Origin of the sequence: Roseimaritima multifibrata, from assembly GCF_007741495.1 — a bacterium.
Lineage (GTDB): Bacteria > Planctomycetota > Planctomycetia > Pirellulales > Pirellulaceae > Roseimaritima > Roseimaritima multifibrata.
The window spans coordinates 1,020,738-1,034,350 of the sequence record NZ_CP036262.1 but is presented as its reverse complement, the minus strand read 5'-3'; the positions used below and the strand labels follow the sequence as shown (position 1 = coordinate 1,034,350).

The following is a 13,613-nucleotide window of genomic DNA, read 5'->3' as shown; positions in this document are numbered from 1 at the left end:
TTCCTGGTTTCCCCTCCTCGCGATTTCCGTTCGAACCCACGTACCCCGCAGTGATGCGGCAGCGTACCGCGGGCTCTCCTTTAGATTTTGGTATAAGAAAAATGTTGCAGGCGAGCAACTCCGAATCGATCCTTCCTGAATTGGTACGTGAACGCATTCTTATCCTTGATGGCGCGATGGGGACCATGATCCAGCGTCTAAACCTGGATGAGAAAGCGGTTCGCGGCGAACGATTTGCGGAACATCACAAGGATTTGAACCGTTTTTCCGACATTCTGTGCCTCACCCACCCCGACAAGATCACCGATATTCACCGGGCCTATTTCGCCGCGGGTGCCGATATCGTGGAAACCAATTCGTTCGGAGCCTCGCCAGTCGGGATGATCGAATTTGACCTTCCACTCGAATTAGTGGAAGAGATCAACATCGCCGCGGTGACCTGTGCCAAAAAAGCCGCGGACGAATTCACCGAAAAAAATCCCAGCCGACCTCGCTTTGTGGCAGGGTCGATCGGCCCCACCAGCCGCCAAACCGCGATCAGCACGAACGTCGACGACGCCGCCCACCGCGACGTCACCTTTCACGAGATGGCCGATAGCTATCACCGCCAAATCGTGGCCCTCGCGGGCGCTGGCGTCGATATCCTATTGCCAGAAACGGCGATCGACACCCTTAACCTGAAAGCCCTTCTGTTTGCGATTCAGCAGTACTACGACGGAGGAGGCCGCCGGATTCCGGTAATGGCCAGTGGCACCTTCGACCGTGGCGGCCGAACGTTCGTCAGCGGACAGAGCGTCGAAGCGTTCGTGACCGCGATCCGCCACTTCCCGCTACTGTCGATCGGCATGAACTGCGCCCTCGGCCCCGACATCATGCGTCCTCACCTTGAAGAGCTAGCAAAGGTCTCGCCCGTTCCGGTCAGCTGCCACCCCAATGCGGGGCTCCCCAACGAAATGGGCGCCTACGACCTGGGGCCAAAAGCGATGGGCGAAATGATTGCCGATTTTGCCTCCAATCAATGGCTGAACATCGTCGGTGGCTGCTGTGGTACGACTCCCGATCACATTCGAGAAATTGATGCCGCGGTTAAAAACATCCGCCCTCGCCAAGATGCCGACCAACCGGTCTACACGCGATTGTCCGGCCAGCTGCCCTTCGCCATGCGTCCCGAAGTCCCCTTCACGATGATCGGGGAACGGACCAACGTCACCGGCAGCCGGGCGTTCGCACGATTGATCCGAGGCGACAAGTACGACGAAGCGGTCGAAGTGGCTCGAGAACAGGTCCTCAACGGAGCGGCCGTCATCGACCTGAACTTCGACGATGGACTGCTGGACGGCGTCGAAGCAATGACTCGGTTCCTGCGCCTGATCGCCGGTGACGAAGTGGTTGCGGCCGTCCCACTCATGATCGACAGCAGCAAATGGGAAGTCATCGAAGCCGGTCTACAAAACGTCCAAGGAAAGGCAATCGTTAATTCGATCTCCCTAAAAGACGGAGAGGAAAAGTTCCTCGAACGAGCTCGACTGATCCGCCAGTACGGGGCCGCTACCGTCGTGATGGCTTTTGACGAACAAGGTCAAGCGGCTGAAAAAGATCACAAAGTGGCCATCTGCAAGCGAGCCTACGACCTGCTTGTCAATGAAGTCCAGTTCCCGCCAGAGGACATCATTTTTGACCCGAACATCCTGACGGTCGCTACCGGGATGTCAGAACACAACAACTACGCGATCGATTTCATCGAAGCCGTTCGCGAAATCAAAAAAGTCTGCCCCGGCGTAAAAACCAGTGGTGGCGTTAGCAATATCAGCTTCAGCTTCCGCGGCAACGATCCTGTCCGCGAAGCCATGCACAGCGCGTTCCTTTACCACGCCGTCAAGGCGGGACTGGACATGGGGATCGTCAACGCGGGTCAGTTAGAGGTCTATGAAGAAATCCCCAAAGACCTGCTGGAACATGTCGAAGATGTGCTGCTGAACCGGCGCGAAGACGCAACCGATCGCATGCTCGATTTTGCAGAAACGGTCAAAGGAAGCGGCAAGAAAAAATCAGCCGAAGACCTTAGCTGGCGGGAACGCGACGTTTCCGAACGACTGAAACATGCGCTCCTAAAAGGGGTCGACAAGTTTGTCGTCGAAGACGCCGAAGAAGCCCGGCAACAATTACCGCGCTGCTTGGATGTCATCGAAGGCCCCCTGATGGCCGGCATGCAGGTTGTCGGAGACCTGTTTGGCGAAGGCAAGATGTTCCTACCACAGGTGGTGAAATCCGCTCGTGTGATGAAAAAGGCTGTCGCCTACTTAGAACCGTTCATGGAAGAAGAAAAGCGATTAAACGGGACCGCGATGCACTCCCATCGTGGCAAGTTCTTGATCGCAACGGTGAAAGGGGATGTCCACGACATCGGCAAAAACATCGTCGGCGTTGTTCTCCAGTGCAACAACTACGAAGTCATTGACCTCGGCGTCATGGTTTCGGCGGAACGCATCCTCGAAGAAGCGAAGAAACAAGAGGTCGACTTGGTCGGGCTGTCCGGCTTGATCACGCCCAGCTTGGATGAAATGGCTCACGTCGCCAGCGAGATGAAACGCTTGGGAATGTCGACACCCCTGTTGATCGGCGGAGCAACCACCAGCGCCAAGCATACGGCCGTCCGGATCGCTCCACGCTACGATTTCCCGGTCGTCCATGTTTTGGATGCCAGCCGAGGTGTCGGAGTCGTCGAAAAACTGCTTAACAAAGACAACCGAGATGCTTTCATCAAGGAAAACAACAAGCAGCAAGAACAACTGGTTGCAAGTTTCCGTGACCGGCGCCAGACCCTCATTCCATACGAAGAAGCGCTTGCGAAAAAGTTTGAAACGGACTGGGAATCGGTACGGATCGACACGCCAGAATTCTTAGGAACGAAGACGCTGACCGATTACCCACTTGAGGAACTTCGCAAGTACATCGATTGGTCGCCATTCTTCATGACTTGGGAGCTGAAAGGCAAATACCCCAAGATATTCGAAAGCGACAAATACGGCGCACAGGCTCGCGAACTGTACGACGACGGAAACCGCTTGCTAGACCAAATGATCGCCAACAACAGCTTGCGTGCTTGTGGGGTTTACGGATTCTTCCCGGTCGCCAGCGACGGCGATTCGGTCATCCTGTACACCGATGATCAACGGACTGAAGAGCGAACTCGATTCCATTTCCTTCGCCAACAATGGGAACGCAAAGGGCAAGACGATTATCGATCGCTTGCCGATTACATTGCTCCGGTTGATTCGGGACGCAAGGATTACCTCGGTGCGTTTGCGGTCACTGCGGGACTGGGAGCCGACGAACTGGCAGAAACGTATCGAGCCAAACAAGACGATTACACGGCGATCATGGTGCAAGCCGTCGCCGATCGCCTGGCCGAAGCCTTTGCGGAACTGTTGCACGAGAAAGCCCGCAACGAATGGGCTTTTGGAAAAGAGGAGAACTTCAGCAAAGACGATTTGATCGCCGAATCGTACCGTGGCATTCGACCGGCAGCCGGTTACCCAGCATGCCCCGACCACACCGAGAAGAGCACGCTGTTCGAATTACTGGACGCCGAAAACCAAGCACACGTTCAATTAACCGAATCGTATGCGATGACGCCAGGTGCCAGCGTCAGCGGACTGTATTTCGCCCACCCGCAAGCGAAATACTTCACCGTTGATCGAATCACCAGGGACCAAGTCCAAGACTACGCGAAACGCAAAGGCTGGAAATTAAGGGATATGGAACGCTGGCTAGCTCCCAACCTAGCCTACGACCCCGACTGATCGGTCTCCCCATTAAGCGATCCTGTCGACAGGCCGAAGGGCGCTGAATATACGCCCCCCCCCCCTTCTTAGCGGAACGTCGCAAGCCGTCCGGCATGGTGCGCGATCCTACTCTCGGGCCGGAGGGCTCGCGGCGCCCCTTCTTAGCGGAACGGCGCGAGCCGTCCGGCCAGTTGCGCATCCCTACACTCGGGCCGGAGGGCTCGCGGCGTCCCTTCTTAGCGGAACGGCGCGAGCCGTCCGGCCTGTTGCGCATCCCTACACTCGGGCCGGAGGGCTCGCGGCGCCCACTCTTAGCGGAACGGCGCGAGCCGTCCGGCCTGTTTCGCATCCCTACGCTCGGGCCGGAGGGCTCGCGCCCTGCCGCTAAGAAAGAAAGGCCTTGATCCTCCAGTGCATTTCAATGCTTGGCACTTCGATGTGTGCAATACTTGGCTAGCCCGGAGGGCGACAGATACTTGCCGGCGGCGTCAGCCGCCGGTCTGTCTTTAAGGCCTTGGCTAGCCCGGAGGGCGACAGAATCTCTGCCGACGCCACTTTACGGTGTGTCATCTGTCGCCCTCCGGGCTTTCCTGTACTGCTGACTGGCCCGGTGGTTTACACCACCGGCAAGTATCTGTCGCCCTCCGGGCTAGTGGACCATGAGACCAGCAAATCTGCGAGAAGCCGATCCTATCCACGGGCCGGAGGGCTCGCGCCCTGCCGCTAAGAATTTGGATTCAGGCTCTCACCGCTTCTCTATATCGAACGCAACAATTCGAATGGGAACAGCCCGCTGTGGTGGCCGTCGCTGAACTGAATGTTGTAGGCGTACTGCCCAGCGGGACGCATCGCGGTGATCTGCAGCGACTGAGCCTCTTCCGCTTTTAGCACGGGCAAACCAATCGGTTTCGACGGCTCTGGTGGCTTATCGGCAGCCTTCTTCTTCTCTCGACACGTTGCACAGGGACAGGCTCTGCGAAGTTGCTGTATGGTCGGCTCGGTGCGTGACCCGTCACTCCACAGGATCGCGATTTGATCACTGCCAAGACGTTCAATCGAAGTCGGATGGACGATACCAGAATTACTCATAAGGGCGGTCGAAAATCGGTTTAAGGAAGGAAGCGGCGGTCATCAAGTCGTCGCGATTTTGCTTCACTACGAGGCAACGACTGGTGGGGGACGGAGCGAACCGGGATCCGCAACCCTAGACGCACTTGAAGTACTTTACCCAATTCCGTCGCCGCTGCAGTATCCCCCTCCACTTCAACTTCCAACTGGTCCATCGCGGCAACCCGTGTGGCGATCATCCGAAATTCCCCCAGCCCGTCGATCGAGCGAACCACCGATTCGACTCCACTGGGGAAAACATTAACCCCACGAATCACCAACATGTCGTCGGCTCGCCCCAAAACGCCTCCAGGAAGGAACAGAAAACGACAATCGTGATCGTGCTGACGAGTCGCTCGCACCAAATCCCCGGTGCGAAACCGGATTGCAGGACCACCGACTCGCCCCAATCCAGTCAAAATCAATTCCCCCAGTTCTCCATCGGCGGCCGGTTGGTCGGTACCGGGAACCAACGATTCGGCAATGAATTCCGATTCAATCACGAACAGCCCGCTCCCGTCCGTCGCTCCGACGCCCCACGGGCCCAGCTCACTGGCCCCACTGTGATCGATCACTCGCGCATCCCAGACCAATTCGATCTGCTGACGAACTTCGGGAATCGATCCCCCCGGTTCCCCAGCGACGATGATTCGCGTTACCGAACTTGAACGGAGGTCCAAGTTGTCCTCGCGAGCGACTTCGGCCAAGTGCAGCGCGTAAGTCGGCGTACAACACAGCAGAGTCGCTTGGCTGTGGATGATTAACTGCAATCGAGCCCGCGTGCTCATCCCACCGGCGGGAACGACCAAGGCTTGTCTACGGATCAGGGCATCGTTTGCCGACCAGAATCCGATGAACGGGCCAAACGAAAAGGCCATCGCAACGGTGTCATCGGGCGTCACCTCGGCAGCATCCAGAACATACTGCCATGTTCGTATCCACCACTCCCAGTCAGCCGCCGTATCCCAGACCGGCATTGGCCGCCCGGTCGTGCCACTGGTTTGATGGAAACGGACGTATTGCCGCCGAGGAAGACAATGAAACCGAGCGGGATGGCCGGGTTGCGGATTGACCAATTCCCCTTTTTTCAGAAAGGGAATCGATTTCAGCTCGTCCAGCGACTCCAGTTGCCAGTCCTGCCTGCCGTACTTGGCTTGATAAAATTCGGAATGCGGCAAGACGTCTGCCAGTAACCGATTCAATTTGCACAGCTGAAGGTCGGCAAGTGCCGAGGGGCCCAACCGCCTGAGTGTTTCACGATCCGTTTTCAAAATATCAGCGTTGGTCAGCAGGTTGGTCGAAGCAAATCAATTCGTGCTGGAGACCCGTTTTTCCATGGCATCCAACACAATCCCGATTGAAGCACGAATGTCTTCGTTATTTGTGCGATTGTAGCGTTGATACTGCAACGCCACATGATCTCGGCTGAGTCTTGTACCAAAACGCTGAACTGATTCGGCAAATCGCTCGGCGGCCCGCATCCGAACCGGCTGTGCAACCGACTCATTTGCCGCCAGTTCAGCAAGGGCATCCTGCGATTCCGCGGTCCCTAAACCGGCCAAAACCGCGAGGTGTGATTCGTTGGATCCGGAAGAGGGGGCCCCTAGCACCTTGTCGATTTCGTTTGTTCGCAGGTCGTAGAATTCTTGCTTCGGATCTTGAGCGACCGCAGACAAAATCGACATCGAACCAATCTCGTAAGCTTTCCGTTCGTCAGAATCCAGCGGCGGCAGTGCAGCCGCTGCATTAACCGCATCCATCACGGACGTAAAAGATTCTGGCGTCGATATCGCATGCCGCCTTCGGAGCTGGGATTCAAAACGAGCGGTTTCCAGTCCATCGTCACTCCCTCCGTAGAAGAAAATCGGGACCTTGGCACCTTCCTTTGTCTCGCGAATCTGGTTGACCAAATCACGCGCGTACTCCGGCGCCGAACTGGCGGACAGAAAAACCATATGGACCGGTCGGCGATCCTCCAAACGGGTCTGAAGCGCCGCCAAATCGCTGACACTTTCAAATTCGAAACCAAGGTCTTCCAGCGATGTTCGCAAAATTTCAGCCTGAGCGATCCCACCTTCGGTTTCAGGTTGCAGGGTCAACGCAATCGGATGGGCATCGATTCCAAGTGCCAATCCAAAGAAACTGAGGTTGCGATCTAACTTCGATTTCAGCACTGCCGCACGAACTTTTTCCAATGCAGCCGCGTAATTTTCGCGCTGTTCCAACTGCGGATCCGGACGGTTCACCGGTACGTCGATCGGTGGCTGAAACAATACAAATTCTAAATCGTCGTTTAACAACTGAAGCGATTCCAGCAGCACGTCATAGCGATCTTGATCCAGCGTGCGCCGTGGCGGAACGATCCGCCGAACCGGAGCCGAAAGGCTGTTGTTACTGGTCCCGGCGCGATCGTCGCCGTAAAAGAGGATGGGGATGTTCGCCCCAAGTGAAATGCGGCGAATGCGGTCAACCAGTTCGATCGGCGGCAGGTCGGGAAGGTCGGTCGTCGCAACAATCACTTGGATGTCCCCCCCTCGGGCGACTCGGAGTGCCGCTTCCTGAACGCTTGGCACAATTTCAACGTTGTAACCCTGCTGAATCAACATCGCCTCCAGCCGCATCGCCGCAGCGGGGCGGGGCTGCACAACCAGCGCCGTCGGCCGATTCTTCAAAGCCGCCATCTCAAGCCAGCGACGAAGCACAACACTGCTCCCCCGATACGGCTCATCCATCTTCGTTCGCCCAATCAACAACGAGGCTTCATACCGGACGCGGGGATCGGGATGAGAAGCCGCATCGACCAGTGGCGTTTGGTCCTGAGACATCGAACGGACCAACTGAGGGTCCGCCGGCAGCAACCGAAGGATCCCGACCGTAGCGGCATCGCGGCGCTGATCCATACTGTCCGAAAGCAGGCTCTGTAACTGAGGCAATGAAAACGCGTCCGCGGAATAAGATTCTCGCAACGAGTCAAAGTCCTTCGGGTCGGTCCCAAAAAGCAGGTCTTGCTGAACGGCATAGTCAATGTCCGTGATCAAAGCGGCTCGCTGAGCCTCCAGACTAAGGCCTGACAACGGACGCAACCTTGCGGCGGCAACGGCTGCCTGCTGAACCGCAGCAAGCCGAGCCGTAGCCAACTGAGGCGTGATCGTTTTGCCATCCTCGCCAATCACCCAGATGGTCTTCATTTTTTCGTCACGAGCGGTTCGTTTTGCCAAACGAACCGCGTCGTTCAATTTTCCGGTTAGGAACTGTTCCGCTTCTTTTCCCGACGGCAGCGGTTTGTAATCTTGAGCCAGCGTCGATGCCGCAATCGATCGCTCTTTATCCGTTGCGTCGGCCGCATGTAACGCGGTCACTAAATCGCCAAGTGCGGCCTTACGATCCCAAAGAACCAGGGTCTCCAGGGCTCCTGCTCGCAGTTCGGGAGCTCCGTACAGCACAAATTGCCGAATGGCGTGTTCCGCAGAAGGCCCCATTTCACGCAACACCGGAACCAGTTTTTCACGCGGGACGACTGGACTGGGCTGCACCGCGGCGGTCACCAATTCCGCAATCGCGTTATCGCCTCCCGTAAACAACGCACGGTATCCCTTCAACTGCAGGTCGACACTGGGAGACTTCAGAGCAAGGATTGCCTGCCGAAGGATTTTGTTATCGCTTGCACTCGCTTGAGCCGCGGAACGCATCTGATCGATCATCTTGATCGACTCAGGCGACAATTTGGGCTGCAGACGCATCCTCGCCAACAACGGCCCATCAATCGTGTTTGCCATCGACGAAAGGACCGCCTGACTTGGTTTCCGTCCGGCCAAGATCTGCAAGAAATCTTCCACCTCTTTCCAGTTACCAATCCGGGCAGCCTGCCGAATCGCTAACGCTAACTTCGCATTCGATCCTGCCGCGTAACGTCGCAGTTCTTCGATAAACGGGTCCGTCGGCTGCAGAATTTCGCCAAGCGCTTGCCCTGCGGCGGCTGCCGGCGCCGCTGCCGGATCGAACAGATTCCCTTCGACCGGGCCTCCGAACGGATTGTTGGGGTCCATACCGGGGTTATCCCCAGCAGGCGCAAAGGGATCAACCGGCGCAAACGGATCCGCTGCGGGAGGCTGAGCCATCACGTTTTGCGAGGGCGCACCACCCAGTAGCAGACAAAACATCCAGCCAGCGAGGATTAAGCAGTGGAAGCGACGAGTCATCCTGGTCGGGCCAAAAGAAGGAGGAGCGAAAAGCGGACAGGCTGTATTAGTTTAGTTCACTTCTATAGAGGATTCAGCGATCAGAGCTTGATCTATCAATTTCGCCCCAATTCGTGCTTGAACCGCGCCTATTCGCTGCCACAATGACCCTCTGGAATCCGAACTATTCGATCCCCCCTTCCTAAGAACAAGCCGCATCGAGGCCCCACCATGACTGTTTTGTTTCAATCCCGCTGCCGGCTTTTTGCCCTAACATTGCTTGTCCTGGGCATTTTGGGCGGTTTCGCAACCATTCAGGCGGCTGAGCCCGTTGTCGCTCCAGATTCGGAAACGACTGCCAAGCGATTCGACTGGAAAGGAACCGAATCGAAGTGGGAAGGATTTAAACGCTTCGATTTCCAGGTCGATCAACACAAAGCGTACGTGGTCGCCCCCGAAACAGTCGCCCCCGGTGCCCCTTGGGTCTGGCGAGCTCGATTTCCTGGCTTCCACGCTGAAGCGGACAAGATTCTGTTGGACCGAGGTTTCCATGTGGCTCATATCGATACGGCCAACCAACTTGGCAGCCCTCGAGCCATGAAGACCTGGGATGCGTTTTATCAAGCGATGGTCTCCCAAGGACTGGCCAAGCAAGTCGCTTTAGAAGGGGTCAGCCGCGGCGGTTTATTTGTTTATGCCTTCGCCGCTCAATGGCCCGATCGTGTCGCCTGCATCTACTGCGACACCCCGGTCTGCGACATGAAAAGCTGGCCAGGAGGCAAAGGAAAGGGAGTCGGAAGTGCCTCGACGTGGAAAACCTGTTTGGCAGAATACGGATTCAGCGAAGCCGAGGCATTGGCCTACCAAGGCAACCCCATCGACCGCCTGGAAACGATCGCCGCGGCCAAGATCCCGATCCTTCATATCGTATCGCTGACCGATCGCGTCGTCCCTCCCGAGGAAAACACGTTCATCCTCGCCGATCGATATCGAAAACTAGGCGGCCAGATGGACATTATCGAAGTTGCCGAAGGGACCGAAAAATCTCAGGGACATCACTTCACCCATCCCGACCCGGTCCGAGTCGCCGACTTCATTGAAGCCCACGCGACCGTGCTGCCTAACACGAACGATTACTTCGAACTGCGCGGGAGCCTTGATAATTCACGCATTCAATTCGAACGCAATAAAAAGGGTCGCGTCGCTTTTATGGGTGGTTCGATCACCGAGATGAAAGGCTGGCGAGAGCGGACGCAAGCCTACCTGCGATCTCGATTCCCCGAAACCGAATTCGAATTCATCGATGCGGGAATCTCGTCCACCGGATCGACTCCCGGATCCTTTCGCCTGATGCGAGACGTCCTGGCAGCGGGTGACATCGATCTCTTTTTTGAAGAAGCCGCCGTCAATGACAAACACAATTTCCGCCAGCCAACCGAAATCGTTCGCGGCATGGAAGGAATCCTAAGGCACGCTCGCAGAGCCAATCCCAAGATGGATATCGTCGTGATGCAATTTGTGGACCCGTATCACATGACCGATTACCGCAACGGGCAAACTCCAAAGGTCATTGAACAACACCAACGGGTGGCGAAACACTATGACGTGCCCACGATCCAATTGGCAAAAGAAGTTACCGAGCGGATCGATGCCAACCAGTTCACCTGGAAAGAAGACTTTCGTGACCTGCACCCTTCGGATTACGGGCACCGTCTTTACGCTTCCACCATCCGTCGCTTGCTAAGCACCGCTTGGGAACCGCCGCTCCGCGATACCGCGACCGCAGTCGACCACAACATGCCCCAGCCGATCGATCCTTTCAGCTATGACCGAGGAACCATGGTTCCCTTGGAATCGGCAACCGACCTGCAAGGTTTTCGGATCGATCCCAAATGTGACCCACGCGCCAACGATATTGGCGGCGGTGTCCGCAAACGTTTTCATGACGTTCCAATGCTGGTGGGCACATCGGCTGGCGATTCGTTTGCGCTGAAATTCAGCGGACGTGGCGTTGGAATCTTCGTCGCCGCCGGGCCAGACGCCGGCAAAATTTCCTACCAAGTCGACGGCGGCGAAACCAAACACTTAGACCTGTTCACCAAATGGAGCGGAGGCCTGCACATCCCGTGGGTGCATGTCCTTGAATCCGAACTCCCCGAAGGGGAACACGTCCTGCGAATCCAAATCGATGCTGACCACAACGAAGCAAGCAAGGGAACGGCTTGCCGGATTGTCAATTTACTGGTCAACGAATAGGCCTAACCGCCCGCGAAAACTCGCTTGACCTCTTCCAGGCTGGTGATGCCTCGAGCTACCGTCAGGACCGCTTCGGTCTGTAGGCCTCGATGCCCTTCGGCCTTGGCAACTTGACGGAGCTTATTGACGTCTTGAGTCTTCAACAGGGCGGCACGGAACTGCGGCCCTGGCTGAAGCAATTCAAAAACGCCGGCACGCCCCAAGTAACTCCGGCCGTTACAAACATGGCAGACAGGAACCGGCGCCGGATTCCCTTTTTCATCAACCTGCTGTTCGATCGGAGGCGGCACGTAGGCGCGGTACAACACTCCGACGCGGCCTTGCGGAATCCCCAACTGCTTTAGCAATTGCGGCGAAGGTTCGAACGGCTGGCGACAGTTTTCACACAACCGGCGAACCAGACGCTGACTTGTCACTGCCTTAAGCGTGGACGCAATCGCCTTTGCACAACTGCGATGTTTTGCGACCAATTTGACCGCCGCCTCTACCGCATCCTGGGCAACCAAACGGGTATAGGCAGCCTTCTCGTTGTTTGCAACCTGATCCAGAATCGACGCCAATACTTCGTCATCGGGAATCTCGGGCAGCACAAAGACATCCGGTTCTTTCAGGATCATGCTGCGCACTAATTCGCCCGCGGTTTTCCCCGTTTTGGGACCGTAATAGTTCGCACTGATGTTGATCGTTTCAGGCTCTTTCCGGTCCTCGTTCTCGACCGACTGGAAATCGCGAGTCAGCCGGTCAGCCGCCTCCATACTGACCTGCCAGGTGGTCGTTAAACCGGTACCCTTAGGAGCACTGATCAGGACCAAAGCACCATCGGCATCGAGAGCCGCTTTGGTAATTTCCCGCATCTTGTCTCGCATCCCAAGATCGGTCAGACCTGCAAACGGAGCTTTATCGGGTTCGATCCGGACCAAGACGCGTTCGCCCGTCTTCGTACCCTGGCTTTGCACGGTGATCGTAAATTTCGCTTTCTTAACCTTCGTCGCACACTTGCCCAATTGGGCACTTCGACGATCGGCTGGATTCAGACCGCTCACCTGTTTCAGGGTGTACAGCATCGCATCCCCCGCATCGCGAGGCAGCGGCGGAAGGTTTTCCCACTGACCATCGATCTGATAACGCATCGCGGTCGCTTGCTGGGTAAAGTCCATCATGATGTGGGTTGCACGGACTTTTAGAGCATGAGCGATCTGCCCAGCGGCAACGGGGTAACCAGGAGCCTGACGAGCAAGAATTTCCAAGCCCTGTTGCTGTTCACGCGTTCCAACAACAACCGAAAACTCGATGGGTGGCACCGATTGCCAAAGTTGTGGCTCTTCTTGGGGGTCTTTGGGAGGCATGGCGTCGGCAAGCGAAGAGGGATAAAAAGCAATGAATGGGACTGTTTTAAGCCATCAGGACGTCCCCTGAAACGCCCCATCATTCCATTTCATGGCAAAGAAAAAGGGCAGCTCCCCCAAAAATCGTTAGCGGAGCCCCTCCAAGGATAATTGGAAGGACGACCGAAGGAAAATCGAACGCCCCAACAATCCCAAAGTCCGTCGCAAACCTCCCGGTTTCGCGAAAAGGCATACCGAGTGCCGCCCGCCGGTGGAGGCGGTGACAGTAGAGACGCTAATGAGTGGAATAGGCTGCCAGCCTGTCGCCCCGGTCCTAACAGGCTAGCAGCCTAGCCTACTGAACCAAAGACGATCGGACACGCACTTACACCCGAGCACATTCCCCACAGCAACTTTTCTCCCCTATGTCCCCCAGTCTTCCATTGGACTGACGAAAAGGCTTCTCCTGATCGCGTTGCGCAGCACAAAATTCCACGAACCGCGTAAGAGACTGCAAAATCCCCAGCAGGGACAGCCATTTTGCAATTTAACTTTTTGCAATTTCCCTCCCTCACGCCAGCATCACGTCGCAACCTACCCAGCCATCCACCGTGCGATGATTCTCCAGCGGCCGTGTCTCCGTGTCTCCGTGTCTCCGTGTCTCCGTGCCTCCGTGCCTCCGTGTCTCGATCCAAAGAACTGAACGTTCACAACCAGAACTTCTAACCAGAGGTCTTTGACTACGGAAAACCGAAGCAACCAAATAGCCTTTGCTTTAGGGAATCTTCTATTTACGGTCTTTTGACTCGTCACATCGACCGATAGAAAGGATTGTCCATGGTGGACTTCTAGCAATTTGTTCGGATCGTTATATATTTCCGAATAACGCTAGTGCGCCGTTAAGAACGAAATTGAGGGTTATTGCAGGGAGCCGTACAGGATAAAAAACGATTGGTCCGGTA

6 protein-coding genes are annotated in these 13,613 nt (G+C 56.2%); 2 read left to right on the top strand and 4 right to left on the bottom strand.

Annotated elements, in window-relative coordinates:
• Positions 1-101 precede the first annotated feature (101 nt).
• A complete protein-coding gene (gene metH / locus FF011L_RS03895) occupies positions 102-3,803 on the top strand; it encodes a methionine synthase (RefSeq protein ID WP_145350298.1) in 3,702 nt (1,233 codons plus the stop codon).
• 738 nt (positions 3,804-4,541) lie between these two features.
• On the opposite strand, the gene FF011L_RS03890 is transcribed toward metH, so the two are convergent.
• From FF011L_RS03890 to FF011L_RS03880, 3 genes are read right to left on the bottom strand one after another with little or no spacing between them, the layout of a single operon-like run.
• The gene (locus tag FF011L_RS03890) at positions 4,542-4,874 is read right to left on the bottom strand and encodes a DUF971 domain-containing protein (protein WP_145350296.1); all 333 of its coding nucleotides are present in this window, start codon (positions 4,872-4,874) and stop codon (positions 4,542-4,544) included.
• A 20-nt stretch (positions 4,875-4,894) separates the two neighbouring features.
• Positions 4,895-6,163, bottom strand: a complete 1,269-nt coding sequence (locus FF011L_RS03885) for a phenylacetate--CoA ligase family protein (protein ID WP_246109720.1) — start codon at positions 6,161-6,163, stop codon at positions 4,895-4,897.
• 36 nt (positions 6,164-6,199) lie between these two features.
• Complete coding sequence (locus tag FF011L_RS03880; RefSeq protein ID WP_145350294.1) at positions 6,200-9,091, bottom strand: PleD family two-component system response regulator; 2,892 nt, start codon at positions 9,089-9,091, stop codon at positions 6,200-6,202.
• A gap of 210 nt (positions 9,092-9,301) precedes the next feature.
• Here FF011L_RS03880 and FF011L_RS03875 point away from each other — a divergent pair, with 210 nt between their 5' ends.
• Positions 9,302-11,326 (top strand): SGNH/GDSL hydrolase family protein, encoded by a 2,025-nt coding sequence (locus tag FF011L_RS03875; protein WP_145350292.1) that lies wholly within the window; start codon positions 9,302-9,304, stop codon positions 11,324-11,326.
• A gap of 2 nt (positions 11,327-11,328) precedes the next feature.
• Here the strand turns inward: FF011L_RS03875 and FF011L_RS03870 are convergent, their stop codons facing one another.
• Entirely contained in the window at positions 11,329-12,672 is a 1,344-nt protein-coding gene (locus FF011L_RS03870; RefSeq protein ID WP_145350290.1) for an ATPase, T2SS/T4P/T4SS family, read from the bottom strand.
• Between the last annotated feature and the right edge of the window lie 941 nt (positions 12,673-13,613).

Excerpts from the sequence above, each read along its gene's own strand:
- metH (WP_145350298.1), top strand. The coding sequence starts at position 102 with ATGTTGCAGGCGAGCAACTCCGAATCGATCCTTCCTGAATTGGTACGT.
- FF011L_RS03890 (WP_145350296.1), bottom strand. The coding sequence starts at position 4,874 with ATGAGTAATTCTGGTATCGTCCATCCGACTTCGATTGAACGTCTTGGC.
- FF011L_RS03880 (WP_145350294.1), bottom strand. The coding sequence starts at position 9,091 with ATGACTCGTCGCTTCCACTGCTTAATCCTCGCTGGCTGGATGTTTTGT.
- FF011L_RS03875 (WP_145350292.1), top strand. The coding sequence starts at position 9,302 with ATGACTGTTTTGTTTCAATCCCGCTGCCGGCTTTTTGCCCTAACATTG.
- FF011L_RS03870 (WP_145350290.1), bottom strand. The coding sequence starts at position 12,672 with ATGCCTCCCAAAGACCCCCAAGAAGAGCCACAACTTTGGCAATCGGTG.